The organism is Streptomyces avicenniae (genome assembly GCF_000719135.1).
Lineage (GTDB): Bacteria > Actinomycetota > Actinomycetes > Streptomycetales > Streptomycetaceae > Streptomyces > Streptomyces avicenniae.
In genome coordinates, this window is the sequence record NZ_JOEK01000010.1 from 181,515 (window position 1) to 206,168 (window position 24,654).

The 24,654-nt window shown below is 75.0% G+C and carries 26 protein-coding genes and 2 riboswitches; of the genes, 20 read left to right on the top strand and 6 right to left on the bottom strand.

Annotated features, from left to right (window positions below):
• The first annotated feature begins 21 nt into the window (after positions 1 to 21).
• On the top strand, positions 22 to 1,044 hold the full coding sequence (locus IF27_RS18945; RefSeq protein WP_052850843.1) for a hypothetical protein: 1,023 nt from the start codon (positions 22 to 24) through the stop codon (positions 1,042 to 1,044).
• Positions 1,045 to 1,068: 24 nt separating this feature from the next.
• Here IF27_RS18945 and IF27_RS18950 read toward each other — a convergent pair whose 3' ends face one another.
• Entirely contained in the window at positions 1,069 to 2,013 is a 945-nt protein-coding gene (locus IF27_RS18950; RefSeq protein ID WP_052850844.1) for an LLM class flavin-dependent oxidoreductase, read from the bottom strand.
• Positions 2,014 to 2,237: 224 nt separating this feature from the next.
• On the opposite strand from IF27_RS18950, the gene IF27_RS18955 reads away from it, so the two are divergent.
• From IF27_RS18955 to IF27_RS18965, 3 genes are all read left to right on the top strand, one after another.
• Positions 2,238 to 3,677, top strand: coding sequence for a GuaB1 family IMP dehydrogenase-related protein (locus IF27_RS18955; protein ID WP_052850845.1), 1,440 nt, complete (start codon positions 2,238 to 2,240; stop codon positions 3,675 to 3,677).
• A gap of 59 nt (positions 3,678 to 3,736) precedes the next feature.
• A complete protein-coding gene (locus IF27_RS18960; RefSeq protein ID WP_052850846.1) occupies positions 3,737 to 4,429 on the top strand; it encodes a class I SAM-dependent methyltransferase in 693 nt (230 codons plus the stop codon).
• Positions 4,430 to 4,641: 212 nt separating this feature from the next.
• Positions 4,642 to 5,094 carry a phospholipase gene (locus IF27_RS18965; RefSeq protein WP_420822032.1) on the top strand — a complete coding sequence of 151 codons (453 nt, stop codon included), beginning with the start codon at positions 4,642 to 4,644 and terminating at the stop codon, positions 5,092 to 5,094.
• A gap of 45 nt (positions 5,095 to 5,139) precedes the next feature.
• Here IF27_RS18965 and IF27_RS18970 read toward each other — a convergent pair whose 3' ends face one another.
• On the bottom strand, positions 5,140 to 6,381 hold the full coding sequence (locus tag IF27_RS18970; protein WP_052850848.1) for an MFS transporter: 1,242 nt from the start codon (positions 6,379 to 6,381) through the stop codon (positions 5,140 to 5,142).
• Between the two features lie 102 nt (positions 6,382 to 6,483).
• On the opposite strand from IF27_RS18970, the gene IF27_RS18975 reads away from it, so the two are divergent.
• From IF27_RS18975 to IF27_RS18985, 3 genes are all read left to right on the top strand, one after another.
• Positions 6,484 to 7,689: an ROK family transcriptional regulator gene (locus IF27_RS18975; RefSeq protein ID WP_052850849.1), complete on the top strand. Its 1,206-nt coding sequence runs from the start codon at positions 6,484 to 6,486 to the stop codon at positions 7,687 to 7,689.
• A gap of 13 nt (positions 7,690 to 7,702) precedes the next feature.
• Positions 7,703 to 8,134: an NUDIX hydrolase gene (locus IF27_RS18980; RefSeq protein WP_052850850.1), complete on the top strand. Its 432-nt coding sequence runs from the start codon at positions 7,703 to 7,705 to the stop codon at positions 8,132 to 8,134.
• Positions 8,135 to 8,224: 90 nt separating this feature from the next.
• A complete protein-coding gene (locus IF27_RS18985) occupies positions 8,225 to 8,572 on the top strand; it encodes a VOC family protein (RefSeq protein WP_052850851.1) in 348 nt (115 codons plus the stop codon).
• Positions 8,573 to 8,614: 42 nt separating this feature from the next.
• Here IF27_RS18985 and IF27_RS18990 read toward each other — a convergent pair whose 3' ends face one another.
• Positions 8,615 to 9,523, bottom strand: a complete 909-nt coding sequence (locus IF27_RS18990) for a bifunctional 5,10-methylenetetrahydrofolate dehydrogenase/5,10-methenyltetrahydrofolate cyclohydrolase (RefSeq protein ID WP_052850852.1) — start codon at positions 9,521 to 9,523, stop codon at positions 8,615 to 8,617.
• Positions 9,524 to 9,545: 22 nt separating this feature from the next.
• A riboswitch (ZMP/ZTP riboswitch) is annotated at positions 9,546 to 9,633 on the bottom strand.
• A gap of 100 nt (positions 9,634 to 9,733) precedes the next feature.
• Positions 9,734 to 9,864: riboswitch (FMN riboswitch) on the top strand.
• Positions 9,865 to 10,036: 172 nt separating this feature from the next.
• On the opposite strand from IF27_RS18990, the gene ribD reads away from it, so the two are divergent.
• The 8 genes from ribD to IF27_RS19030 are packed head-to-tail and all read left to right on the top strand — an operon-like array spanning position 10,037 to position 15,904.
• Positions 10,037 to 11,134 (top strand): bifunctional diaminohydroxyphosphoribosylaminopyrimidine deaminase/5-amino-6-(5-phosphoribosylamino)uracil reductase RibD, encoded by a 1,098-nt coding sequence (gene ribD, locus IF27_RS18995; protein WP_052850891.1) that lies wholly within the window; start codon positions 10,037 to 10,039, stop codon positions 11,132 to 11,134.
• 1 nt (position 11,135) lies between these two features.
• Positions 11,136 to 11,771: a riboflavin synthase gene (locus IF27_RS19000; protein ID WP_052850853.1), complete on the top strand. Its 636-nt coding sequence runs from the start codon at positions 11,136 to 11,138 to the stop codon at positions 11,769 to 11,771.
• On the top strand, positions 11,768 to 12,430 hold the full coding sequence (locus IF27_RS19005; RefSeq protein ID WP_052850854.1) for a nicotinamide mononucleotide transporter family protein: 663 nt from the start codon (positions 11,768 to 11,770) through the stop codon (positions 12,428 to 12,430). The genes IF27_RS19000 and IF27_RS19005 overlap by 4 nt, the downstream gene beginning before the upstream one ends.
• On the top strand, positions 12,427 to 13,707 hold the full coding sequence (locus IF27_RS19010) for a bifunctional 3,4-dihydroxy-2-butanone-4-phosphate synthase/GTP cyclohydrolase II (RefSeq protein ID WP_052850855.1): 1,281 nt from the start codon (positions 12,427 to 12,429) through the stop codon (positions 13,705 to 13,707). Before IF27_RS19005 ends, IF27_RS19010 begins: the two co-directional genes overlap by 4 nt.
• A gap of 41 nt (positions 13,708 to 13,748) precedes the next feature.
• Positions 13,749 to 14,261 carry a 6,7-dimethyl-8-ribityllumazine synthase gene (gene ribH, locus IF27_RS19015; RefSeq protein WP_052850856.1) on the top strand — a complete coding sequence of 171 codons (513 nt, stop codon included), beginning with the start codon at positions 13,749 to 13,751 and terminating at the stop codon, positions 14,259 to 14,261.
• Positions 14,262 to 14,273: 12 nt separating this feature from the next.
• Positions 14,274 to 14,546 (top strand): phosphoribosyl-ATP diphosphatase, encoded by a 273-nt coding sequence (locus tag IF27_RS19020; RefSeq protein WP_052850857.1) that lies wholly within the window; start codon positions 14,274 to 14,276, stop codon positions 14,544 to 14,546.
• 54 nt (positions 14,547 to 14,600) lie between these two features.
• Positions 14,601 to 15,449: an ATP phosphoribosyltransferase gene (gene hisG / locus IF27_RS19025; protein ID WP_052850858.1), complete on the top strand. Its 849-nt coding sequence runs from the start codon at positions 14,601 to 14,603 to the stop codon at positions 15,447 to 15,449.
• The gene (locus tag IF27_RS19030; RefSeq protein ID WP_052850859.1) at positions 15,446 to 15,904 is read left to right on the top strand and encodes a PH domain-containing protein; all 459 of its coding nucleotides are present in this window, start codon (positions 15,446 to 15,448) and stop codon (positions 15,902 to 15,904) included. Before hisG ends, IF27_RS19030 begins: the two co-directional genes overlap by 4 nt.
• A 9-nt stretch (positions 15,905 to 15,913) precedes the next feature.
• Here IF27_RS19030 and IF27_RS19035 read toward each other — a convergent pair whose 3' ends face one another.
• Positions 15,914 to 17,743 (bottom strand): AAA family ATPase, encoded by a 1,830-nt coding sequence (locus IF27_RS19035; protein ID WP_052850892.1) that lies wholly within the window; start codon positions 17,741 to 17,743, stop codon positions 15,914 to 15,916.
• Between the two features lie 45 nt (positions 17,744 to 17,788).
• Positions 17,789 to 18,394 carry a uridine kinase family protein gene (locus IF27_RS19040; RefSeq protein ID WP_052850860.1) on the bottom strand — a complete coding sequence of 202 codons (606 nt, stop codon included), beginning with the start codon at positions 18,392 to 18,394 and terminating at the stop codon, positions 17,789 to 17,791.
• 164 nt (positions 18,395 to 18,558) lie between these two features.
• On the opposite strand from IF27_RS19040, the gene IF27_RS19045 reads away from it, so the two are divergent.
• The 3 genes from IF27_RS19045 (at position 18,559) to IF27_RS19055 (ending at position 21,734) form a co-directional block, all read left to right on the top strand.
• Positions 18,559 to 19,941: a peptidase C39 family protein gene (locus IF27_RS19045; protein ID WP_052850861.1), complete on the top strand. Its 1,383-nt coding sequence runs from the start codon at positions 18,559 to 18,561 to the stop codon at positions 19,939 to 19,941.
• Positions 19,942 to 19,943: 2 nt separating this feature from the next.
• Positions 19,944 to 20,441: a cupin domain-containing protein gene (locus tag IF27_RS19050; RefSeq protein ID WP_420822031.1), complete on the top strand. Its 498-nt coding sequence runs from the start codon at positions 19,944 to 19,946 to the stop codon at positions 20,439 to 20,441.
• Between the two features lie 78 nt (positions 20,442 to 20,519).
• On the top strand, positions 20,520 to 21,734 hold the full coding sequence (locus IF27_RS19055; RefSeq protein WP_052850862.1) for an acyl-CoA dehydrogenase family protein: 1,215 nt from the start codon (positions 20,520 to 20,522) through the stop codon (positions 21,732 to 21,734).
• Here the strand turns inward: IF27_RS19055 and IF27_RS19060 are convergent.
• Positions 21,712 to 22,113: a hypothetical protein gene (locus IF27_RS19060; protein WP_190233016.1), complete on the bottom strand. Its 402-nt coding sequence runs from the start codon at positions 22,111 to 22,113 to the stop codon at positions 21,712 to 21,714. The genes IF27_RS19055 and IF27_RS19060 overlap by 23 nt on opposite strands.
• 189 nt (positions 22,114 to 22,302) lie before the next feature.
• Between IF27_RS19060 and IF27_RS19065 the strand changes: the two genes are divergently transcribed.
• The gene (locus IF27_RS19065) at positions 22,303 to 22,743 is read left to right on the top strand and encodes an Lrp/AsnC family transcriptional regulator (protein WP_052850864.1); all 441 of its coding nucleotides are present in this window, start codon (positions 22,303 to 22,305) and stop codon (positions 22,741 to 22,743) included.
• 43 nt (positions 22,744 to 22,786) lie between these two features.
• Entirely contained in the window at positions 22,787 to 24,427 is a 1,641-nt protein-coding gene (locus IF27_RS19070; protein ID WP_052850865.1) for an amidohydrolase, read from the top strand.
• Positions 24,428 to 24,654: the final 227 nt, after the last annotated feature.

A 24,654-nucleotide genomic window follows, 5' to 3' on the forward strand; every position in this document is an offset into this window, starting at 1 on the left:
CGCTCCTGGAGGGGCCAGCCCATGCGTGCCAGAGGGATCAGCTACGACACCGGTTTCGTCCGGGAGGGGGTGACGTCCCGCGAGGTCTTCGACCCGGAGACCGTCGCGCGCGAACTGCTCGTCATCCGGGACGAACTGCACTGCAACGCGGTCCGCGTCATGGGCGGTGACCCGGACCGGATCGAGCTGGCCGCCGGGTACGCGGCCGACCTCGGTCTCGAGGTGTGGTTCTCGCCCTACCCGCTCGAACAGACCGAGGAGGCGATGCTCGCGCTGTTCGCCGACTGCGCCGAACGCGCGGAGCGGCTGCGCCTGCGCGGGGCCGAGGTCGTGTTCGTCACCGGCGCGGAACTGAGCCTGATGAACAAGGGCTTCCTGCCGGGCGACGGCACGGACGAACGCGTCGCGTCGCTGCGCACGCAGGAGGGGTTCGCGGAGCGGATCGCCCAGGCGGGGGCGCGGGTCGGCGCCTTCCTCGCCGAGGCGGTCAAGGTCGTCCGCGAGCGGTTCGGCGGCCGGGTCACGTACGCCGCGGTGCCGCTGGAGCGGGTGGACTGGACCCCGTTCGACTTCGTCTCGATGGACCTGTACCGGTCGGCGGCGATCGCCGACCGCTTCACCGCCGGGGTCCGCGACCTCGTCGCGCAGGGCAAGCCGCTGGCCATCACCGAGTTCGGCTCCGCCGGGTACCGGGGCGCGGGCGACCGGGGCGGCGAGGGGCTCGACATCGTCGAGTACGACGGGCAGGGCCGCCCCCTGCGGCTGAAGGGGGCGTACGACCGCGACGAGGCGGGCCAGGCCGCCTGCGTGCGCGAACTGCTGGAGATCTTCGACGAGGCCGGGGTGGACAGCGCCTTCGTCTTCACCTTCGCGCTCTACGACCACGTGCACCGCCCCGACGGCGATCCGCGCGACGACCTAGACCTCGCGAGCTACGGCGTCGTGAAGGTCCTCGACGGCGGCAACGGCACCACCCACCCCGGCATGCCGTGGGAGCCCAAGGACGCCTTCGCCGCCGTCGCCGGGCACTACCGCGCGGGCTGAGGCGCGGCGGCGCGCGGGCGGACGTCAGCCGGTGCGCGCGGGCACCCGCGCCTCCGCGAGCACCGGTTCGATGATCTCCTCGGCGACCCGGTGCGCCGCGGACGGCGGCAGGGGGAGCGTCAGGCTCAGCACGATGTGGTCGAACCCGGCGGCGACCAGCTCCCGCACGGTCGCGCGCGTCCGTCCGGGATCTGCCCAGAAGACGTGCGTCTGCACGGAGCGCGTGATGTCCTGCGGCGGCCTGCCGATGTCCGCGCAGTGCCGGTCGAGCACGGCGATCCGCTCGCGCAGGAACGCGACGTCGTGGTGCGGCGGGCCCGGCGCGTTCCACAGGTCGGCGTGCTCGGCGGCGACGCGCAGCGTCCGCGTGCCCGTGCCGCCCACGAGCAGGGGCACGTGCCGGGCCGGACGCGGCTCGCAGTGCCCGCCCGCGAGCCGGTAGTACGCGCCGTCGAAGTCCACCCGCTCCTCGGTCCACAGGCGGCGCAGGATCACGCACGCCTCGGCCAGCCGGGCGACGCCCTCGGCCGGTCGCACCGGCGTGATGCCGTAGGCGGCGTACTCGTCCACCGATCCGTTCTTCGCGGGGACGCCGCTGCTGCCGTCGGGGCGCAGCGTCGCGCCGACGCCGAGCCCCACGGTGAGCCGTCCGCCCGCGATGGCGTCCACGGTCGCGGCCATCTTGGCGAGCAGCGCGGGCGGCCTGACCCGGTTGCCCGAGACGAGGAGGCCGAGGCCGAGCCGTTCGGTGCGGGCGGCGAGCGCCGACAGCAGCGTCCAGCCTTCGAGCACCGGGCCGTCGGCCGGGCCGAACATCGGCAGCAGGTGGTCCCACAGCCACGCGTGCTCGATCGACGGGACGCCGTCCGCCTCCTGCCACACCCGCAGGACGTCCTCGTAACCGACGTGCGCCGGGGTGGTCTTGATGCCGAAGCTCAGCCGCCCGGGGCGTGCGTCCTCAACCGTCATGTCGCCGCGCCTTTCCGTCCCCTGATGCGCCGGGCGCCGTCGCACCGGCCGCCCATCCCTACCCGCGCGCCCCCGGCCCAGGCTCACCCGGAAGGGTGGTCGCGGCGGACCGCGCGCCCGGACCCTCCCCGTTCGTCCGTCTGTATGGTCATCGGTGATACTGGCCGAGGAGCCGCAGCTCCCCACCCGCCCCGAACGAGCCAGCAGCAGGTGAGAGAGCGAGCATGAAGTTCCTCAACGACTCCGCACCCCCCTACGACCTGACCTACGACGACGTCTTCATGGTCCCGCGCCGCTCCGCGGTCGGCTCCCGGCTCGCCGTGGACCTCGCCTCCCCGGACGGCACCGGGACGACGATCCCGCTCGTCGTCGCGAACATGACGGCCGTCGCGGGCCGCCGGATGGCCGAGACGGTCGCCCGGCGCGGCGGCCTCGTCGTCCTCCCGCAGGACATCCCCCTCGACGTCGTCACCGAGGTCATCGGCTGGATCAAGCGGCGCCAACTCGTCCTCGACACCCCCATCACGCTGGCGCCGACGCAGACCGTGGGCGACGCGCTGGCGCTCCTGCCCAAGCGCGCGCACGGCGCGGGCGTCGTCGTCTCGGCCGAGCGGCCGGTCGGCATCGTCACCGAGGCCGACCTGACGGGCGTGGACCGCTTCACGCAGCTCGGCGAGGTCATGTCCAAGGACCTGCTGCTCCTCGACGCGTCGCTCGACCCGCGCGAGGCGTTCGGCATCCTGGACGCCGCGCACCGCAAGATCGCCCCTGCGGTCGGCGCGGACGGGCGTCTCGTCGGCATCCTCAGCCGCAAGGGCGCGCTGCGCGCCACCCTCTACACCCCCGCGACCGACGCGGGCGGGCGCCTGCGCGTCGCCGCGGCGGTCGGCATCAACGGGGACGTCGCCGGCCGCGCGCAGGCGCTGCTCGCCGCCGGGGTGGACACCCTGGTCGTGGACACGGCGCACGGCCACCAGGAGTCGATGATCGGCGCGCTGCGTGCCGTCCGCGCGCTGGACCCGTCCGTGCCGGTCGTCGCGGGCAACGTCGTGTCGGCCGAGGGGACGCGGGACCTGATCGCGGCGGGCGCCGACATCGTCAAGGTCGGCGTCGGCCCCGGCGCCATGTGCACGACGCGGATGATGACCGGCGTCGGCCGCCCGCAGTTCTCCGCCGTGCTCGAATGCGCCGCCGAGGCGCGGCGGCACGGCAGGCACGTGTGGGCCGACGGCGGCGTACGGCACCCGCGCGACGTGGCCATGGCCCTCGCCGCCGGGGCGTCCAACGTGATGATCGGCTCCTGGTTCGCCGGGACGCACGAGTCGCCCGGCGACCTCCAGCAGACGGCGGACGGGCGGCTGTACAAGGAGAGCTTCGGCATGGCCTCGGCCCGCGCCGTGCGCAACCGCACGAGCGAGGAGTCGGCGTACGACCGGGCGCGCAAGGGCCTGTTCGAGGAGGGCATCTCGACCTCCCGCATGTTCCTCGACCCGGCCAGGCCCGGCGTCGAGGACCTGATCGACTCGGTCGTGGCGGGGGTGCGCTCGTCGTGCACCTACGCGGGGGCGGCGACCCTGGAGGAGTTCGCCGAGCGCGCCGTCGTCGGCGTGCAGAGCGCGGCGGGCTTCGCCGAGGGGAAGCCGCTGCACGCCAGCTGGCAGTGAACGTCCTTGTCCCGCCCGGTGGTTCCGCCGCCGGGCGGGACCGTGGTCTGCTGGGACGCATGAGCGGACCACAGCGCCCCGGCCACGGCGGGACCGGCCCTGGCGCCATCACCCCGGACGGCTGCGCCGTCGAGATGTACCTGCGGATCGAGCCGGGCGACGAGCCCGACGTCATCGCGTCGGCCGCGCCGCCCGGCGCGCGCCTGCTCGAACTCGGCTGCGGTGTCGGCCGGATCACGCATCCGCTCGTGGCGCGCGGCTTCCGCGTGACGGCCGTGGACGAGTCGCCCGACATGCTCGCGCACGTGCGCGGCGCGCGGACCGTGCGGTCGGCCATCGAGACGCTCGACCTGGGGGACGAGCGGTTCGACGTGGTGCTCCTCGGCTCGTTCCTCGTGCACAACGGCGACCCCGCCGTGCGCCTGGGCATGCTGCGGACCTGCCGCCGCCACACGGCCGAGGGCGGGTGCGTGCTGATCCAGCGCGAGGGCATGGACTGGCACCTGGACGTGCCGCGCGAACGGCGTACGGCCGACGGGGTCGTGCGGGTCGCGGCGGCCGATCCGGTGGGCCCTGACACCTCGTCGGTGCGGGTCGAGTACGCGTTCCCCGACGCGACGTGGACGCAGACGTTCCTCTCCCGCCGCTTCACCGACGAGGGCTTCGCCGACGCCCTCGCCGAGGCCGGGCTGGCTGTGGACGCGTACCTCACGCCCGACCGGACGTGGGTGCGCGCCGTCCCCTCCGGCTGACCGCGCGATCGTCGCAGCCGCAACGCCGTGCCCGTGCGCGGTGGGTACGGGCGGACCCGTCCGGGCGCGGGGCGCACCGGAGTTCTACGCGAGTCCAACTGTTGTGCATGCCGGAGGGGTTGAGTATTGGGTTACCCGGCCGTAGCTTCAATTCCCGGAACCCCGCGGCCCGTTGCAGTGGGCCGCCCGACTCCGGAGGTCCCCCCATGCGCATACGCCACCGGCTCGCCACGACCCTCACCGCCGCGCTCCTGTCGCTCGGCGCCGTCGTCGCCTCCACGGCCCCGGCGACCGCCGCCCCGGCCGACAAGCCGCAGGTGCTCTCCAGCTTCACCCAGACCGGCACGTCCAGCTACAGCTCCTGGCTCTCCGCCCGCGGCAACCAGGGCGCCTGGGCGTCCTACGCCTTCGACTGGAGCACCGACTACTGCTCCTCGTCGCCCGACAACCCGTTCGGCTTCCCTTTCGAGGTGTCATGCGCACGACATGACTTCGGGTACCGGAACTACCGGGCCCTCGGCACGTTCGACGCGAACAAGGCCCGCCTCGACAGCGCCTTCTACGCCGACCTGGGGCGGGTCTGCGACCGCTACAGCGGCGCGACGGGCGCCGCGTGCGACGGCCTGGCCTGGACGTACTACCAGGCGGTCCGCGCCTTCGGCTGACCGCCCGCGGTGGGGGACGGCGGCGCGCCGCCGTCCCCCACCGGATCAGCCCGCCTGGCCGCCCGTGCCCGCCACCGGCTGCCCGGCGGTGGCCGTGGCCTGGTCGGAGGCGACCGGCCCGCTCGGCCCCCTGGTGCCCAGCACCCCGGCCGCCAGCCCGAAGATCGCCGTCCCCGCCGTCACCACGGCGAACGAGGCGCGCAGCGACGCGACGTCGCCGATCATCCCGATGAGCGTGGGCGCGATCAGCCCGGTCGTGTACGTGACGGTGGCGACGCCCGCGATGGCCTGGCTCGGGTTCGGCCCGCTGCGCCCGGCGGCGGCGAAGGCCAGCGGCACGACCACCGCGATGCCGATCCCCAGCAGCGCGAAACCGGCCATGCCCTGCGCCGGGTTGCCGGCCGTCACGATGAGCAGGCCGCCCACGACGGCCAGCGCCCCGCTGAACCGCACGGCCCGCACGGGGCCTATCCGGCGCACCACGGCGTCCCCGGCGAGCCGCGCCAGGGCCATGGTGCAGGCGAACGCGGTGAAGCTGGCCGCCGCGATCGTCTCCGACGCGTCCGTGACGTCCCGCAGGTAGATGCCCGACCAGTCCATGCTGGCGCCCTCGGCGAGGATGGCGCACATCCCGACGGCCCCGATGAGCAGCGCCGAGCGCGGCGGCAGGGCGAAGCGCGGCGGGGGCTCCTCCTCCGGCGCGGGCCGCGTGTCCAGCAGGCCGCGGCAGGCCAGCGGCGCGGCGGCCGTCAGCAGCAGGGCGGCCAGCGGCAGGTGGACGCGCGCGTCGAGGCCCGCGTGCACGGCGCCGACGCCGATCGCCGAGCCGAGCAGCGCGCCCGTGCTCCACAGGCCGTGCAGCCCCGACATGATCGAGCGGCCGTACCGCTGCTCCACCTCGACGCCCTGCGCGTTCATGGCGACGTCCGCCATCCCCGCGGTGGCGCCGAAGGCGAACAGCGCGAGGCAGAGCGCGGGCAGGTTCGGCGCGAGCGCCGGGAGCGCGAGCGCGCAGGTCCACAGGACGAGGAGCGCGCGGACGGCCGCCCGCGCGCCGTAGCGGTGCATGACGCTGCTGGCCAGCGGCATCGCGAGGGCGGCGCCGATGGCGGGGAAGGCCAGGGCGAGCCCCAGCGTCGCGGTGCTCAGGTCCAGTTGGTCCTTGATCCAGGGGATGCGGGTGGCGAAGCTGCCGCTGACGGAGCCGTGGAGGACGAAGACGACGCCGACGGCCCGCCGGGCACGGCGTATCCGGTCCCGGTCGGGCGCGGCGAGGGGCTGCGACATGAGGCGTTCGACTCTCTCGTGAGGGCGCGTGAGGACCGTACTCCGGTCGGAGGTAAACTATCAGGAAGGCTTCCTAATAGAAAAGTCTGCGAGGATCCCCGCATGACCGCGCGCACCGCGACGCCCCGAACGGCCCGCGCCATCAACGACCGCATCGCCCTCGACCTGCTCGCCGTGGAAGGCCCGCTCACGGCGACGCGGCTGCGGGAGCTGACGGGCCTGTCCCGCCCCAGCGTCTCCGACCTCCTCGGCCGCCTCGGGGACGACGGCCTGGTGCGGATCGTCGGCGAGGCGGGGGAGGAGCGGCGCGGCCCCAAGGCGCGGCTCTACGGGCTGGCCGCCGACCGCGCGCACGTGGCCGCCTTCGACGTCCGCACCGACAGCGTCGCCTTCGCCCTCGCGGACCTGACCGGCCGCACGCTCGCCCACCACACCCTGCCCGTGCCCCAGGACGCCGACGACCCCGACCGCTCCACCCTCATCGGCACCGTCCTCGCCGCCCTGGACACGACGCTCGGGAACCTCGGCGTCCCCGCGGTCCACACGGCCGTCCTCGGCGCCCCGGGGCTCGCCGACCCCGCCACCGGCGCCCTGCGCCCGTTCAGCTCGCTGCCCGGCTGGCACGGCGCGCTGCTCACCGAACTGCGCGCCAGGCTCGACGCGCCCGTGCACCTGGAGAACGAGGTCAACCTCGCGGGCATCGCCGAGCACCGCGTCGGCGCGGCCCGCGACCGCGACACGTTCGCCCTGCTCTGGCTCGGACACGGCCTCGGCGCCGCCCTCGTCCTGCGCGGCGCCCTGTGGCGCGGCGCGACGGGCGGCGCCGGCGAGGTCGGCTTCCTGCCCGTGCCGGGCACCGGCGGCATGCCCTCCTCCCTCGACTGCGACGCGGGCTTCCACGCCCTCGCCGCCGCCCCCGTCGTCCGCGCGCTCGCCCGCGAGCACGGCCTGACGGCGCCCGGCGACGACGTCACGGCCGCCGAGACGCTGATCCGCGCCGCGGCCGGGGCGCCCGCCGGGGAGCCCGGCGCGGCGCTCCTCGACGCCCTGGCGGGGCGCGTCGTCATCGGCATCGCCGGGCTCGTCTCCGTCCTCGACCCCGGCTGCGTCGTGCTCGGCGGCGAGATCGGCCGCGCCGGGGGCGACGCGCTGGCCGCCCGCGTCTCCCGGCTGCTGCGCGACCTCTCGCCGCTCGACACCGAGATCCGCCCGGCGACCGTCACGGGCAGCCCGGTCCTGGGCGGCGGCCTCGTGACGGCGCTCGACGCGGCGCGCGACGACCTGTTCGGCCCGGCCGTCGGCCGCTGAGGGGAGCTGGGACGTGCGCGGTGGACATCCGCACTCCGTCAGCGTGGCCGGAGTCGTCGTGGACGACCAAGGGCGCGCGCTGCTGATCAGGCGGCGCGACAACGGCAGGTGGGAACCGCCGGGCGGTGTCCTGGAGGCGGGGGAGACCATCCCCGAGGCCCTCGAACGCGAGGTGCGGGAGGAGACCGGGCTGAGGATCGCCTCGCCCGCGACCCTCACGGGCGTCTACAAGAACATGACCGGGCTGGTCGTCGCCCTCGTCTTCCGCTGCCGCGCCGTCGGCGGTCGGCCCACGGTCGGCGACGAGACCGCCGAACTGCGCTGGGCCACCCGCGCGGAGGTCGTGGCGCTGGCCGACGAGGCGTACGCCGTCCGCGTCACGGACGCGCTGGACGGCGCGGCCCGCGCGGCGGTCCGCGCGCACGACGGCGTGCGCCTCGTCTGAGGCGTACTCGGGGCGTGTGCGCGGCGGCGGGCCCGGCGTAGTACTCATGGGGGGACGGAGCAACACGCCTGTTCCCACCTGGAGTCGTCGATGACAGTTCGCCGTGTCGTGCCCACCATCCGCTCGCAAGCCGCGCAGGAGAGCCGGGAGTTCTACGGCCTGCTGGGCTTCGAGGAGGTCATGAACCACGGCTGGATCATGACGCTCGCCTCCCCGTCCGCCCCGGCGGCGCAGATCAGCGTCATGACCCACGACAGGACCGCGCCCGTCACCCCCGACATGAGCATCGAGGTGGACGACGTGGACGCGGCCTACGCGGTCATGCGGGAGAGCGGCGCGGAGATCGTGCACCCCTTGCAGGACGAGGAGTGGGGCGTGCGGCGGTTCTTCGTCCGCGATCCCAACGGGCGGGTGGTCAACGTGCTGGGCCACCGCTGACAGGCTCTCCCGCACGCCCTGCGGTCGGGCCGCCGCCGCGCCTCACAGGAGCCGCGGCAGGTCCCGTACGCCGAGCTGCCCGGCCGCCGCCTCCACCGTCTGCGCGAGCAGCACGGCGATCGTCATCGGCCCCACCCCGCCGGGCACCGGCGTGATCAGCGACGCCCGCCGCGCCGCCGACGCGAAGTCCACGTCCCCGACGTTGCCCGGGTTGTAGCCCGCGTCGATCACGACGGCCCCCGGCTTGACGTCCTCGCCCCGCAGGAACCGCGGCTTCCCGACCGCCGCCACGAGCACGTCCGCCTCCCGCACGTGCGACGCGAGGTCGGCCGTCCGCGAGTGGCAGTACGTCACGGTGGCGTCCCTGCCGAGCAGCATCATCCCGACCGGCTTGCCCAGGATCGGGCTGCGCCCGACCACGACCGCGTGCTTCCCCGCCAACTCCACGCCGTACTCGTCCAGCAGCCGCACGATCCCGCCGGGTGTGCAGGACGCGAAGCCCGGCAGGCCGAAGCCCATCGCCGCGAACGAGTGCGTCGTCACGCCGTCCACGTCCTTCTCCGGCGCGATCGCCTCGAACGCCGCCCGCTCGTCGATGCCGGGCCCCACCGGGTGCTGGAGCAGGATGCCGTGGACCGCCGGGTCGTCCGACAGGCCCTGCACCGCCGCGACCAGCTCCTCCGTCCCCACCGATGCGGGCAGCGCCACGTGCAGCGAGCGGATGCCCGCCTTCTCGCAGCGGGCCCGCTTCATCCGGACGTACGTCACCGACGCCGGGTCCTCGCCGACGAGCACCGTCGCCAGGCACGGCGCCGTCCCCGTACGCCGGGTGATCTCCGCCGCCGCCTCCGCGCTCCGGGCCACCAGGCGGCGGGCCGGGGCCGTGCCGTCCATCAGGCGGGCCGTGGGGGCGGGCGTGTCGGTGGGCGTGTGTGCGGGGGTCGCGTTCATGGGCGCGCTCCTGAGCCTCGTCACGAGTCGCCCAGGCGCACGGCAGCGGCCGTCGAGGCCGGGCCGCTCCCCGGTGGTGCCCCACCTCAGCGCCAGTCACGGCCCGCCGCAAAGCCTAGCGGGACGGCGGGCCCCCGTCCTGTGACGCGTCCCACACGCCCGCATGGCCGAACGGCGCGCGTGGCAGACTGGAGGCAGTACCAGTGACGAACGCGCACTCCGGGGTCGGTGAAAGTCCGAACCGGCGGTTACAGTCCGCGACCCGGCCGCTGCCAGCGGCCGGTTGACCAGGTGAAATTCCTGGACCGACGGTTAAAGTCCGGATGGGAGGCAGTGCGCGGCGGAACAGGTGCGGTGTCCGCCGTGGCGCCCGGGACCTCCCGGTGCCCCCCGTGCGTTCCCGTTCCCGTTGCGTCTGTCCCGAACAACAGCCCCGGAGTCGTGCCCTGAGAGGCAGGAGACCCGGTGGCCACCCCAGCAGCGCAGCCACCCGTCGGCCCCGAGGCCGAGGCGATGCGGCGCGCCCTCACGCTCGCCGCGCGCGGCCTCGGCGCCACGAGCCCCAACCCCGTCGTCGGCTGCGTCGTCCTCGACGCCCACGGCACGCAGGTCGGCGAAGGCTGGCACCGGCGCGCCGGTGGCCCGCACGCCGAGATCCACGCCCTCGCCGCCGCCGGTGACCGCGCCCGCGGCGGCACGGCCGTCGTCACCCTCGAACCCTGCGCCCACACCGGCCGCACCGGCCCCTGCGCCCAGGCGCTCCTCGACGCCGGGATCGCCCGCGTCGTCTACGCGGTCGCCGACCCGAACCCGCTCGCCCGCGGCGGCGCCGAGACCCTGGCCGCCGCCGGTGTCTCCGTCACCGGCGGCCTGCTCGCCGACGAGGCCGCCGCCGTCAACGCCGCCTGGCTCACCGCCGTCCGCCTCGGCCGCCCGCACGTCCGCTGGAAGTACGCCGCCACCCTCGACGGCCGCGTCGCCGCCGCCGACGGCACCAGCCGCTGGATCACCTCGCCCGAGGCGCGCGCCGACGTCCACCGCCTGCGCGCGGAGGCCGACGCCGTCCTCGTCGGCTCCGGCACGGCCCGCGCCGACGACCCGCACCTCGCCGTCCGCGGCGTGCCGGGCGCGCGCCAGCCGCTGCGCGTCGTCGCCGACACGGAGGCCCGCGCCGTCCCGGCGGGCGCCCGCGTCCTCGACGGCGCCGCGCCCACCCTCGTCGCCGTCGCGCAGGACGTGCCGAAGGACCGCACGGCCCACCTCACGGCCCACGCCGAGGTCGTCCGCCTGCCGCGCGCCGCCCACGGGCCGGGGCTCGACGTCGCCGCCCTCCTCGCCGCCCTCCACGACCGCGGCGTCCGCGCCGTGCTCCTGGAGGGCGGGCCCACGCTCGCCGGGGCGTTCGCCGCCGCGGGGGCCGTGGACGAGGTCACCGCCTACCTCGCCCCCGCCCTCCTGGGCGCAGGGCCGACCGCCCTCACCGGCGCGGGAATCACGACGATCACCGAGGCGTTCCGCCTGCGCATCACCGAAACCGTCCCCGTCGGGCCCGACCTGCGCGTCACCGCCTTGCCCGTCCGCCCCGCACCCGCACCCGCCAAGGAGATCTGAGATGTTCACCGGCATCGTCGAAGAACTGGGCGAGGTCGTCGCCCTCGACCACCACGGCGACTCCGCGCGGCTGCGGCTGCGCGCCGACACCGTGACGCAGGGCAGCGGCCACGGGGCCTCCATCGCCGTCAACGGCGTCTGCCTCACCGTCGTCGAACCCGGCGAACACGCCTTCACCGCCGACGTGATGGCCGAGACGCTGAAGCGCTCCACGCTCGGCGGCCTCGCGCCGGGCGACCGCGTGAACCTGGAACGCCCCGTCGCCCTCGGCGGACGGCTCGGCGGCCACCTCGTGCAGGGCCACGTGGACGGCGTCGCGACGCTCCTGGACCGCACGCCAGGCGACGCGTGGGAGAGCGTCACGATCTCCCTGCCCGCCGGGCTCGCCCGCTACGTCGTGGACAAGGGCTCGATCACGGTGGACGGCGTCAGCCTCACCGTCGTCGAGGCGGGCGCCGACCGCTTCACCCTCGGCCTCATCCCGACGACCCTCGCCCTGACCACCCTGGGCCGCAAGCAGCCGGGCGACCCGGTGAACCTGGAGGTGGACGTCCTCGCCAAGTACGTCGAACGCCTCCTCGCCCACGGCGCGACCACCGCGCACCCCTACGACACGGCGCAGGAGAGCGCGCGGTGAGCGTCCTCGACTCCCTCAACTCCACGGCGTTCGAGGCGTTCGACCAGCACGTCATCTGGTCCGACATGATCGGCAACCTGGCCGGGCTCGCCGCCCTCGCCCTCGGCTGGCGCCGCTCCGTGCTCACCTGGCCGGTGCAGTTCCTCTCCGGCGCCATCCTCATCGCCGCCTACAGCTCGGCGAACCTCGGAGGCGGCGTCGGCAAGCAGCTCGTCGTCATCGTCGTCGCGCTGTGGGGCTGGCAGCAGTGGCGCGGCGGACGCGGCGGGAGCACCGACGGCGCGATCACCGTACGGTTCGCCACCTGGCGCGAACGCGCCCTGCTGCTCGCCGGGGCCGCCGCGGGAACCCTGCTCGTCGGCGGGCTGTTCACCGCCTACCCCGACCTGTCGTGGAACCCGTGGCCCGACGCGTACATCTTCGTCGGCACGCTCGTCGCGATGGTCGCCCAGGCGCGCGGGCTCGTCGAGTTCTGGTTCGCCTGGCTGCTGGTGGACCTCGTCGGCGTCCCGCTGAACTTCCACAGCGGCCTGCCGTTCTCCGGCCTCGTCTACCTCGTCTACCTCGTCCTCGTCCTGTGGGGCCTGCGCGACTGGTGGCGGCGCTCGCGCACCGCCGTCCCGCCCGTGTCCGCCCCGCTCCAGGGAGCCTCCGCATGACCACCCACGAAGAAGCACCCCTCGATCCGGTGGAACGCGCGATCGCCGACATCGCCGCCGGGCGGCCCGTCGTCGTCGTGGACCGCGCCGACCGGGAGAACGAGGGCGACCTCGTCGTCGCCGCCGAACGGATCACGCCCGAGATCGTCGCGTTCATGATGTCCGAGTGCCGCGGCCTCATCTGCGTGCCGATGGAGCCGGACGACCTCGACCGGCTCGACCTGCCGCAGATGGTGGAGAAGAACACCGAGTCCATGGCGACGGCCTTCACCGTCTCGGTGGACGCCGACGCCGCCCACGGCGTCACCACCGGCATCTCCGCCGCCGACCGCGCCGCCACCATCCGCCTCCTCGCCGACCCGGCCGCCGCGCCCGCCGACCTCGCCAGGCCGGGGCACGTCTTCCCGCTGCGCGCCCGCACCGGCGGCGTCCTCGTCAGACCCGGCCACACCGAGGCGGGCGTGGACCTCGCGCGCCTCGCCGGACTGCGCCCGGCCGCCGCCGTCGTCGAGATCGCGGGGGAGGACGGCACGATGCTGCGGCTGCCCGCCCTGCGCGCGTTCGCCCGCAGGCACGGCCTCACGCTCATCTCCATCGAGGACCTGATCGCCCACCGCCGCGCCCTCGCCGACGGCGCCGAGCCGGGCCCCGCCGTGCACCGGGAGGCCGAGACCTCCCTGCCGACCGAGCACGGCCCCTTCCGCGCGTACGGCTACCGCGCAGCCGCCGACGGCGCCGAGCACCTGGCGCTCGTCGCGGGCGACCTCGGGGACGGCGAGGACGTCCTCGTCCGCGTCCACTCCGAATGCCTCACCGGCGACGTCCTCGGCTCCCAGCGCTGCGACTGCGGCCCGCAGCTGCGCGCCTCGATGCAGCGCGTCCAGGCGGAGGGCCGCGGCGTCGTCCTCTACCTGCGCGGCCACGAGGGACGCGGCATCGGCCTGCTCTCCAAGCTCCGCGCCTACGAACTCCAGGAACGCGGCCGTGACACCCTCGACGCCAACCTCGACCTCGGGCTGCCCGCCGACGCCAGGGACTACGCCGCCGGGGCCCGCATCCTCGCCGACCTCGGCGTCCGCTCGCTGCGCCTGCTGACGAACAACCCGGACAAGGCCGCCGCCCTCACCCGCCACGGCCTGCGCGTCACGGGCCGCGAAGCCGTCCCCGTCACCCCGGGCGAGCACAACCTCCGCTACCTGCGCACCAAGCGCGACCGCATGGGCCACGACCTGCCGTGGCTGGACCCCGCCCCCGTCGGCGCCTGCGCCAACCAGTGACCCCCGCGCCCACGCCCACCACCCCACCGAAGGAGACACCAATGAGCGGCCACGGAGCCCCGCGGCTCACGGTCAGCACCACCGGCACCGCGCCCCTGCGCGTCGGCGTCGTCGCCGCGCAGTGGCACGAGACCGTCATGGACGGCCTGCTCGCCGGTGCGCGCCGCGCCCTGGCGGAGCTGGACGTCGCCGAGACCACCGTGCTGCGCGTGCCGGGCAGCTTCGAACTCCCCGTCGCCGCCGAGGCGCTGGCCCGCGGCGGCTACGACGCCGTGGTCGCGCTCGGCGTCGTCATCCGCGGCGGCACCCCGCACTTCGACTACGTCTGCCAGGGCGTCACCGCGGGCCTGACGCGCGTCAGCGTCGAGCACGCCGTCCCCGTCGGCTTCGGCGTCCTCACGTGCGACACCGAGGAGCAGGCGCTCGACCGCGCAGGACTGCCCGGCTCCGCCGAGGACAAGGGCCACGAGGCCGCCACCGCCGCCGTCGCGACCGCCGCGCTGCTGCGCGAGCTGCCCCGCCCCGCGCGCGTCGTGGCCGCCGCGAGGCCGTAGGGTTGGACCACCATGGCCAACAAGACTTTCGACGAGCTCTACGCCGAGCTGCGGCACAAGGCCGCCACCGCAGACCCCAGGACCTCACGGACCGCCGAACTGGTCGCCGCCGGGGTCCATACCATCGGCAAGAAGGTCGTCGAGGAGGCGGCGGAGGTGTGGATGGCCGCGGAGCACGAGAGCGCCGACCGCACCGCCGAGGAGATCTCGCAGCTCCTCTACCACCTCCAGGTCATGATGGTCGCCCGGGGCATCTCCCCGGACGACGTATACGCTCACCTCTGAGCCGTCCCGCGCCCACACCCGCAGACCACACCACACGAAGGAAGAAGTCCGTCCATGCTGCGCATCGCCGTTCCGAACAAGGGGTCTCTCTCCGAGCCTGCGGCGGCCATGCTCCATGAGGCGGGCTACCGCCAGCGCAAGGACCGCAGGGAACTCGTCCTCATCGACCAGGAGAACCAGGTCGAGTTCTTCTACCTGCGCCCCCGCGACATCGCGATCTACGTCGGTTCGGGCCGCCTCGACATCGGCATCACCGGGCGCGACCTGCTGCTCGACTCCCGCGCCGACGCCGAGGAGATCATGGAGCTGGGCTTCGCCGCCTCGACGCTCCGCTACGCGACGCGCCCCGGCGGCGTGACGGACGTTCGCGAGTTCGGCGGCCTGTCCATCGCCACGTCGTTCGCCGGGGTCGTCGCCGGGCACCTCGCCGAGCACAACGTCGAGGCGTCCGTCGTCCACCTCGACGGCGCCGTCGAGACGGCCATCCAGCTCGGCGTCGCCGAGGTCATCGCCGACGTGGTCGAGACCGGCACGACGCTGCGCAACGCCGGGCTCGAGATCATCGGCGCGCCCATCCTGGAGTCCGAGGCCGTCGTCATCCGGCGCGTCGGCGGCGCGTCGCAGGAGATCAAGGTCCGCCAGTTCCTGCGCCGCCTCCAAGGCGTCCTGGTGGCCAGGCGCTACGTGATGATGGACTACGACATCCGCGCCGAACTCGTGGACAAGGCCGTCGCGTTGACACCCGGCCTCGAATCCCCGACCGTCTCGCCGCTCCACGACCAGGGCTGGCTCGCCGTCCGCTCCATGGTCCCCGTGCAGGACGCCCAGCGTGTGATGGACGAGCTGTACGACCTGGGCGCGCGCGCCATCCTCACCACCGGCATCCACGCCGCGCGCCTGTGAGCGCCGTGACGCAGCCGCCCGTCACGTTCCGGCCGACCGTGACGCGCATCGTCCTGCTCGCCATCGGCTCAGGCGTCCTGGCCGTGCTGACGCTGATCGCCTTCCTGCTCCCGGCCGACGGCGCGGTCACCTGGGGTGTCGGCGACCGTGCCGCGCTCGTCGGCAGCGGGCTGCTCGTGCTGGCCGTGACGCTCCTGCTGGCCAGGCCGCGCGTCACGGCCGACCGGGACGGCGTCACCGTCGTCAACCTCACCACGACGCGGCGCCTCGCCTGGGCGCAGGTCGTCCGCGTCACGCTGCGCCCCGGCGACCCCTGGGTCTCGCTCGACCTGGCGGACGGCACGGTCCTGGCCGTCATGGCGATCCAGCCCGGTGTCTCGCGCGCCCGCTCCATGGAGCAGGCCCGCGCGCTGCGGGCCCTCGCCGAGGCGGGCGGCGCCGGGCCCACGGACTGACCCGGCCGGTCAGCCCGGCCCCAGCGGGGGCAGTTCGCCCTCCGGCGGCCGGGTCCTGCCGCGCGCCGACAGCACCTCCCCGTACGCCTGCATCAGGTCGGGCAGCCGCAGCGTGGACAGTTCCTGCCGCGTCGGCGCCCCGGCCGACTCCGAGAGCCGCATGTCGCGGAACGCGCAGGACGCCTCGTACAGCGTGCGCAGGAAACGGCCGTTGCCCAGCTCGTCGATCCAGCCCTCGGCCACCACGTGCTCCGCGATGCTGCGCAGCTCCTCCAGCGCCTCGCCGTCCCACACGTCGCCCTGCCCGGCGGCCAACAGCTCGCCGATCGCCGTGAGTTCGGACGGGCGGTAGCTCGGGAACTCGACGCGTGTCGAGAAGCGCGAGCCGAGGCCGGGGTTCGCCACGAGCAGCCGGTCCATCCCCTCGGGATACCCCGCCAGGATGACGACCAGGTGCTCGCGGCTGTCCTCGGCGCGCTTCAGCAGCACCTGGAGTGCCTCGTCGCCGTACGCGTCGCCCTTGCTGTAGCCGGAGTGCGCCAGGCTGTACGCCTCGTCGATGAAGAGCACGCCGCCGAGCGCCGAGTCGATCAGCCGGTTCGCCTTCACCGCGGTCTGCCCCAGGAACTCCCCGACGAGATCGGCCCGTTGCGCCTCCACCAGCCGGTCGGACGCGAGCATGCCCAGCGCGTGGAACACCCGGCCGAGCAGCCGCGCCACCGTCGTCTTCCCGGTGCCCGAAGGGCCGGAGAACACGAAGTGCCGCTTCGGCGGCTGCACCGGAAGCCCCTGCCCCGTCCGCAGCCGCGCCATCCGCAGCTGGGCCGACAGCGCGCGTACCTGCTCCTTCACGGGTTCGATCCCCACCATGCGGTCCAGCTCGGCCAGCGTCCGCGCCAGCAGCGCCGGATCGGCCGCCGGCGACGGCAGCGTCACCGGGGACACGCCGCCGTGCCCGCCCGGCCCCGGCACGGCCGCCCCCGGCCGCTCCGCGCCCGCAGGGGCGCCGGGCGACGGCATCCGCACGCCCGCGCCCGCGTCGGGCAGCCGGTCGGACTCCGGGTCCTCGGCCGTCAGCGCGGCGAGCCGCAGCGCGGTGTCCATGAACTCCGGGTCCGCGTGGTGCACCGCACGGTACAGCGGCGTCGCCGACGCGCTCCGGCCGCTGCCCTCGCGGGCGCGGGCCAGCCAGTAGCGCAGCTCCTTGCGCTGCGGCAGCTCGCTGCGACAGCGCATCAGCGCGGCCGACAGCAGCGGCTCCGCCTGGTCGTACATCTCCAGGCGCACGCGGGCCATCCCGGCGAACAGCCCTGCCTCGACGCCGAGTTGCGCGTCCCCGGTGAGCGAGGCCGTGGTGCGGTAGAGCCCTTCCCAGTCCTTCGACAGGTAGCACCGGCAGGCGTGCAGGAAGCGCGCGTACGGGTCCGACTCCGGCGGCGGGCACTCGGCCAGCGCTTGGTCCAGCTCGGCCATCCGGCGGCCGTCCAGCAGCTGCGACGCGTGGGCGAGCAGCAGGTCACGTTCCGTCTCCAGGACCGGCTGCACCCACCAGCCGAGCCAGTACCAGGACGACAACGGGCGCCCGTGCCGCTGCCGTTGCTCCCCGAAGCGGCCCCGGTTGCGGTGCATCTGCCGCAGCGCGACCGGCACGTCCGTGCGCAGCGCGTGCAGCCCGAGCCAGGCGTCCGCCATCCCCGGGTCCTCCCGGACCGCCGTCCTGAACTCCTCCTCCGCCTCCGGGTAGGCCCCGGCCGCGTACGCGTCCACTCCCCGCAACCACGCCAGGTCGGCCGCGGGGCGGAGAATCCGGTCATGTGCGCCGTGCGTGCCAGAAATCATGCCGACCCCCACAACGGGTAACCACGCCTGCCCCTGGGGCCTTTTCTACCCATCCCGACCGGCTCGTGACTCCTGCGACGACCATCCCTCACCGGCCACGGGGGGCGTGACCAGGATATCCGCGAAGGGACGTGACGGGTCGTCGGCGAAGTGCCGCCGCTCGGCCGCCTCCCAGTCGCGCCAGAACGCCGTCAGCCCCTGGCCGTCCCTGGCGCGCCCTCTGGCCCACGCGGTCGCCCGCGGCACCGCCATCCACACCAGCAGCGACAGGTACGGGCGCAGCGCCCGCCGTCCCGCCCCGACCCCCTCAAGCAGCACCACGGGTGCCGGGGGACAGGTGAGGGCGCGGCCGAACTCCCGCCGCTCCCAGTCGTATCCGTCGTAGCGCGCCGTCTCCCCGCGCCGCAGCGGGCCGAGGACGCGACCGGAGAGGGTGTCCGTCCAGCCGAAGAACGACGCGTGGCTCGCCAGGTCGTCCAGGTGCACGACGGGCGCCTGCCCCAGCTCGGCCGACAGCAGGCGCGCGAGCGTGCTCTTGCCCGATCCCGCGTGCCCGTCGATCGCCACGAGCCGCACGGGGCCGAGCCGCGGCGGCAGCGCCCGTACCCGCGCGGCGAGCCCGGCGGGCGGGGACGTGGGGGCCTCGGACATCGCGGTCAGCGTAACGGCGTCACAGGTAGACACCAATATTCTTTCCGCGCGTTCCTGGGGAATTACTGGCCGTCACGAGCCGGAGCGGCGATAGTGGTGCACTGCCGCGCCGGTCCACCCCGCTCGGCGCGTCCGAGCATGTCCGGAGACGACCGGGAGACAGCATCGTGACCACCACGCCACGCCGCACCGTACTCGCCGCCGCCGTGGCCGCCGCGGTCGGCGGCTCCGCATCCCTGGGCGCCGGTGGCGCCGGGGCAGCTCCGCAGGGCCGGGGCGGGGGCAGGGGCCACCACGGCGCCGACCCCGACTCGACGGTCGAGTACCACGGCTGGGTCAAGGCCGCCGACTGGCGCGCCGGGACGGCGCAGGGCGTCTCCGTCGTCACGTCGGGCCGCGCCGGAGTCGTCCTCGCCCGCCCGCGCGGCACCGTGGACTACACCGATCCGCACACGGGGACGACGGCCGCCTGGGAGTACGCGACCTGGCTCTCGCCGGTCCGCAGGCCCGCCTCGCCCGCCACAGAGCTGATCGCCTCCTGGAACGCCGACACCCCGGCCGGGACGTTCCTGCGCGTCGAGGTGCAGGCGGGCTACTCGGACCGCACCCAGAGCCCCTGGTACACGCTCGGCATCTGGGCGTCGGGCGACGAGGACGTCCGCCGCACCTCGGTGGACGGCCAGGAGGACGGCAGGTCCACCGTCTGGACCGACACCCTCGCCATCGACGACGCCGCGAGCGGCCTGCGGCTGACGTCCTACCGGCTGCGGCTCACGCTCCACCGCGCCCCCGGCTCCGGCGCGGCGCCGACGGTCTGGCGCCTCGGCGCGATGACCTCCGCCGTGCCCGACCGCTTCGAGGTCCCCGCGACCGCGCCGGGACCTGCGTCCGGCACCGCGCTGACCGTGCCGCAGTACTCGCAGAACATCCACATCGGCCGGTACCCCGAGTACGACAACGGCGGCGAGGCGTGGTGCAGCCCGACGTCCTCGCAGATGATCGTGGAGTCCTTCGGCAAGCACCCCACGCCAGAGCAACTCGCCTGGGTCAACCCTGACTTCACGGACCCCCAGGTCTGCCACGCGGCCCGCAGCACCTACGACTACGCGTACGGCGGCTGCGGCAACTGGCCCTTCAACGCCGCCTATGCCGCGACCTACGACGGCCTCCAGGGCGTCGTCACACGCATCGCGTCGCTCTCCGACGCCGAACGCCTCGTCGCGGCCGGAATCCCGGTGATAACGTCCCAGTCCTTCTTCGAGGCCGAGCTGGACGGCGCCGGTTACGGCACCTCGGGGCACCTGATGACGGTCATCGGCTTCACCGAGGAAGGCGACGTCGTCGCCAACGACCCCAACGCCGACGACAACGCGGGCGTGCGCCGCGTCTATCCGCGGCGGCAGTTCGAGAACATCTGGCTGCGGACCAGGCGGTACGACGCGTCGGGCGCGGTGCGCAGCGGCACCGGCGGCGTCTGCTACCTCTACTTCCCGGTCCGCACGTCGGCCGCCCAGCGCGCCGCACTGGCCGCCGTCGGCATCCGCTGACCGTGGCCCTCCCCGGCCGGCGGCCCTCACGGGCCCTCCCGGCCACCCTCTGCGCGGCGGCCCTGGCACTCCTGCCCGCCGGGGCCGCCGCCACCACCCCGTCCGCCACGCCCTCCGCCGCGCGCACGCCGGGGGAGGGCGTCACGGCGCACACGCTCGCGGAGTCCACGGCCCCGCACGGGCTCGACATCCATGCCGAGGGGCCCACGGACGTCACCGTCCGCGTGATCGTCGTCGAACCGGGCGGCTCCACCGGCTGGCACCACCACGACGGGCCGCTCCTCGCCGTCGTCGTCTCCGGCACGCTCACCCGCACCCTCGACGACTGCTCGGTCGAGCTCTCCACGGCAGGCGACACCATCCTGGAGACGCCCGGCGCGGATCATGTGCATGTCGGACGAAACCTGGGCGAGGAGCCGGTCGTTCTCCATGCGACGTACCTCGTGCCAGAAGGGCGCCCGCTCTCGGTGGACGCCGACGCGCCCGACTGCGCCGGCTGACCGCGCGTCCCGCCCCGACAGGCCGAGCACCATCGCGCCGCTGCGCACAGCGCCGTGCCCGACGTGTGGAGGAGCCAGATGACGCCGCAGGAGACCGCCACCGAGCCCGTCAGCCGCCGTATGCCGTCCCAGGAGGCCCGCGACCTCCTGTCCCTCGTCCGCGACCTGGCGCGGCGTGAGATCGCCCCGCACGCCGCGCGCGAGGAGACCGAAGGAACATTCCCCCGCGCCCTCTTCCTGCTGCTCTCGGACGCCGGGCTCCTCGGACTGCCCTACCCGTCCCGGCACGGCGGCGGCGACCAGCCGTACGAGGTCTACCTCCAGGTCCTCGAAGAACTGGCCGCCGCGCGGCTCACGGTGGGCCTCGGCACCAGCGTCCACACCCTCGCCTGCCACGCCCTGGCCCGCCACGGCACCGAGGAACAGCGCGCCGCGCACCTCCCCGCCATGCTCGGCGGCGGACTGCTGGGCGCCTACTGCCTCTCCGAGCCCGCCTCGGGCTCGGACGCGGGGTCCCTGCGTACCCGCGCCGTCCGCGACGGCGACACCTGGGTCATCGACGGCACCAAGGCGTGGATCACCCACGGCGGGATCGCCGACTTCTGCACGGTCTTCGCCCGCACAGGTCCCGAAGGACCGCGCGGCATCACCGCGTTCCTCGTCCCGGGCGACACACCAGGGCTGACGGCGAGCCGCCCCGAGCGCAAGATGGGCATGAACGGCTCGCCCACCGCCCAGGTCCACCTGGACGCCGTGCGCGTGCCCGACACGCACCGCATCGGCCACGAGGGCGAGGGCTTCGCGCTCGCCATGGACGCCCTGGAGGCGGGCAGGCTCGGCATCGCCGCCTGCGCGACCGGCCTGGCCCAGGCGGCGCTGGACGAGGCACTGGCCTTCACCACGGGACGGCGCCAGTTCGGCCGCCCGGTCGCCGACTTCCAGGGCGTGCGCTTCCTGCTCGCCGACATGGCCACCCAGATCGAGGCGGGACGCGCCCTCTACCTGGAGGCGGCGCGCCTGCGGGACGCGGGTGAGCCGTTCGGCAGGCAGGCGGCGATGGCCAAGCTGTTCTGCTCGGACGTCGCGATGCGCACCGCGACCGACGCCGTCCAGCTCATGGGCGGTTACGGCTACACCGCCGACTTCCCCGCCGAGCGCTACCTGCGCGAGGCCAAGGTGCTCCAGATCGTGGAGGGGACCAACCAGATCCAGCGCGCGGTCATCGCGCGCCACCTCCTCCCCGTCCGCCCCGGCGGGGCCCCGGGCGCCCCTACGCCGCCTGCCGCAGGGTGACGACGGCCGGGCGGGTCGCGTGCCGTACCGCGTGCGAGAAGGGCTGGAGCCGCCAGTGCAGGCTCTCCGGGAGCGCCGCCAGGGCCACCGGCTCCACCGCCAGCGGCGTCACGGGCAGCGGCACCACGCCGTCGTCCGCCTCCTCGCCCGAGCCGGGGCAGACCGCCATCCCGAACGGGTCGAACGGCGAGGGGCAGACCGCGTGCTGCGGCACCGCCCCGCCCGGCTCCTCCAGCGCGACCGGCCGGGCGCAGCCGGGGCACAGGACGCGCGGCAGGTCGTCGTACGCGTCCTCCTCGTCGGCGAAGAGCTGCTCCTCGTCGTCCTCACCCGGCACCTGATCGGGCCCTGGACGGTGGAGTGCCTTCACATTGCGCATGTAATCCCCCTCGGACGGCGCAGCGGCGTTGGCCACAGCAAGCACTTCCCGTCTCCTTCCGCGAATAATCGCGCGACCGAACGGGACACGGCCGCGCCTTTGTGGCGTTCGTCACAGCGGTGGTGCGCGGCTGTCCGCGGGCCGGGCGCGGGCGGCGGGGCGCCGCCGCGCCGGGTAGGTTACGGAACCGTGGAGGATCTCGACCGGCGCATCGTGGAACTGCTCGTCAGGGACGGGCGGATGAGCTACACCGACCTGGGCAAGGCCACCGGCCTGTCCACCTCGGCCGTGCACCAGCGCGTGCGCCGTCTGGAGCAGCGCGGCGTCATCCGCGGGTACGCGGCCATCGTCGCGCCCGAGGCGGTCGGCCTGCCGCTGACCGCGTTCATCTCCGTCAAGCCCTTCGACCCGAGCGCCCCCGACGACATCGCCGAACGGCTCGCGGGCGTGCCGGAGATCGAGGCGTGCCACAGCGTCGCGGGCGACGAGAACTACATCCTGAAGGTACGGGTCGCCGAACCGGCCGAGCTGGAACTGCTGCTCGCCCGCATCCGCTCCCTCGCGGGGGTCTCCACGCGCACCACCGTCGTCCTCTCCACGCCCTACGAGGCTCGCCCGCCGCGCGTGTGACCCCGCCGCCGTGCCGGGCGCGGCCAGCCGGGAGACTGGGGCCATGACCGACAGCACCACCCCGGGCGAACGGCCCCGCACCGTCCTCCTGCGCCGCGGCGAGGTCCACAGCCCGGCCGACCCGTTCGCCACGGCCATGGCCGTCGAGGGCGACCGCATCGCCTGGATCGGCTCCGAGGCCGCGGCCGACTCCCTCGCCCCGACCGCCGACGAGGTCGTGGACCTCGACGGCGCGCTCGTCACCCCGGCGTTCACCGACGCACACGTGCACACGACGGCGACGGGCCTTGCGCTCACCGGCCTCGACCTCGCGGCGGCCCGCTCGCTGCCCGACGCGCTCGCCCGCGTCACGGCCCACGCCGCCGCCCACCCGGCGGACGCCATCCTCCTCGGCCAGGGCTGGGACGCGAGCCGCTGGCCGGAACGGCGCCCCCCGACCCGGGACGAACTCGACCGCGCCGCCGCCGGACGGCCCCTCTACCTCGTCCGCGTGGACGCCCACTCGGCGCTCGCCACCACGGCCCTCCTCGGCCTGGTCCCCGGCATCACCTCCCTGCCCGGCTACGTCCCGGACGGCCCGCTGACCGGCGACGCGCACCACGCCGTTCGCCGCGCCGCCGACGCCTCCCTCGGCCCCGCCCAGCGCGCCGCCGCCCAGCGCGCCGCGCTGCGCCGGGCCGCGTCCGTCGGCATCGGAAGCGTCCACGAGTGCGCCGGTCCCGAGATCTCCAGCGAGGACGACCTCACGGCCCTGCTCGCCCTCGCCGCCGACGAGCCAGGACCCCGCGTCCACGGCTACTGGGCCGAGGCCGTCACCGGCCCCGAGGACGCCAAGCGCGTCCGCGACCTCGGCGCGACCGGCGCGGCGGGCGACCTCTTCGCCGACGGCTCCCTCGGCTCGCACACCGCCCACCTCCACGCCCCCTACACCGACGCCCCCCACTCCGGCACGGCCCACCTGACGGCCGACGACGTCGCCACGCACGTCACCGCCTGCACCGAGGCCGGGATCCAGGCCGGATTCCACGCCATCGGCGACGCCGCCATCGACACCGTCCTGCGCGGCTTCCGCACCGCCGCCGACCGCCTCGGCACCGCCCGGGTCCGCGCCCTGCGCCACCGCGTCGAGCACGCCGAACTGCTCAGCCCAGGCGCCGTCACCGCCTTCGCCGACCTCGCCCTCACCGCCAGCGTCCAGCCCGGCTTCGACGCCGCCTGGGGCGGCCAGGACGGCATGTACGCCCGCCGCCTCGGCGCCGAACGGGCCCGCGCGCTCAACCCGTTCGCGGCGCTGCTGCGCGCCGGTGTCCCCCTCGCCTTCGGCTCCGACGCCCCCGTCACGCCCCTCGGCCCCTGGGCGGCCGTCCGCGCGGCGGCGTACCACCGGACGCCCGAGCACCGCATCTCCGTGCGCGCCGCGTTCACCGCCCACACCCGCGGCGGCTGGCGCGCGGTCGGCCGGGACGACGGCGGCGTCCTCGTCCCCGGCGCCCCCGCCGACTACGCGCTGTGGCGCACCGGCGCGCTGGTCGTCCAGGCCCCGGACGACCGGGTCGCCCGCTGGTCCACCGACCCGCGCTCCGGCACCCCGGGGCTGCCCGACCTCGCCCCGGGCGAGCCGCTGCCCGAGTGCCTGCGCACCGTCGTCGCGGGGCGCACGGTGTACGACCGGCCGAACGAGTGATCCACCCGGCCCCGATACCGCCGAACGACGTGCGATCCCGCGCGGCGACCGCCCCGCAAGCTCCGCACTGACCAGCCGCTTTGACGGAATCCCGGGGAAACGTACAGGTCAGACGGCTGTTGACAGCCCGCGGTCCTCGGGGGGTAGGTTCGGCCGGGTCCACCACAGGACGTCCGGCCGGCGCTCCCCTCCGCGCAGTCGTCGAACGCCGCTGGGCCAGAGGGTGG

Excerpts from the sequence above, each read along its gene's own strand:
- IF27_RS18945 (WP_052850843.1), top strand. The coding sequence starts at position 22 with ATGCGTGCCAGAGGGATCAGCTACGACACCGGTTTCGTCCGGGAGGGG.
- IF27_RS18950 (WP_052850844.1), bottom strand. The coding sequence starts at position 2,013 with ATGACGGTTGAGGACGCACGCCCCGGGCGGCTGAGCTTCGGCATCAAG.
- IF27_RS18955 (WP_052850845.1), top strand. The coding sequence starts at position 2,238 with ATGAAGTTCCTCAACGACTCCGCACCCCCCTACGACCTGACCTACGAC.
- IF27_RS18960 (WP_052850846.1), top strand. The coding sequence starts at position 3,737 with ATGAGCGGACCACAGCGCCCCGGCCACGGCGGGACCGGCCCTGGCGCC.
- IF27_RS18970 (WP_052850848.1), bottom strand. The coding sequence starts at position 6,381 with ATGTCGCAGCCCCTCGCCGCGCCCGACCGGGACCGGATACGCCGTGCC.
- IF27_RS18975 (WP_052850849.1), top strand. The coding sequence starts at position 6,484 with ATGACCGCGCGCACCGCGACGCCCCGAACGGCCCGCGCCATCAACGAC.
- IF27_RS18985 (WP_052850851.1), top strand. The coding sequence starts at position 8,225 with ATGACAGTTCGCCGTGTCGTGCCCACCATCCGCTCGCAAGCCGCGCAG.
- IF27_RS18990 (WP_052850852.1), bottom strand. The coding sequence starts at position 9,523 with ATGAACGCGACCCCCGCACACACGCCCACCGACACGCCCGCCCCCACG.
- ribD (WP_052850891.1), top strand. The coding sequence starts at position 10,037 with ATGCGGCGCGCCCTCACGCTCGCCGCGCGCGGCCTCGGCGCCACGAGC.
- IF27_RS19000 (WP_052850853.1), top strand. The coding sequence starts at position 11,136 with ATGTTCACCGGCATCGTCGAAGAACTGGGCGAGGTCGTCGCCCTCGAC.
- IF27_RS19010 (WP_052850855.1), top strand. The coding sequence starts at position 12,427 with ATGACCACCCACGAAGAAGCACCCCTCGATCCGGTGGAACGCGCGATC.
- ribH (WP_052850856.1), top strand. The coding sequence starts at position 13,749 with ATGAGCGGCCACGGAGCCCCGCGGCTCACGGTCAGCACCACCGGCACC.
- IF27_RS19020 (WP_052850857.1), top strand. The coding sequence starts at position 14,274 with ATGGCCAACAAGACTTTCGACGAGCTCTACGCCGAGCTGCGGCACAAG.
- hisG (WP_052850858.1), top strand. The coding sequence starts at position 14,601 with ATGCTGCGCATCGCCGTTCCGAACAAGGGGTCTCTCTCCGAGCCTGCG.
- IF27_RS19035 (WP_052850892.1), bottom strand. The coding sequence starts at position 17,743 with ATGATTTCTGGCACGCACGGCGCACATGACCGGATTCTCCGCCCCGCG.
- IF27_RS19040 (WP_052850860.1), bottom strand. The coding sequence starts at position 18,394 with ATGTCCGAGGCCCCCACGTCCCCGCCCGCCGGGCTCGCCGCGCGGGTA.
- IF27_RS19055 (WP_052850862.1), top strand. The coding sequence starts at position 20,520 with ATGACGCCGCAGGAGACCGCCACCGAGCCCGTCAGCCGCCGTATGCCG.
- IF27_RS19060 (WP_190233016.1), bottom strand. The coding sequence starts at position 22,113 with ATGCGCAATGTGAAGGCACTCCACCGTCCAGGGCCCGATCAGGTGCCG.
- IF27_RS19070 (WP_052850865.1), top strand. The coding sequence starts at position 22,787 with ATGACCGACAGCACCACCCCGGGCGAACGGCCCCGCACCGTCCTCCTG.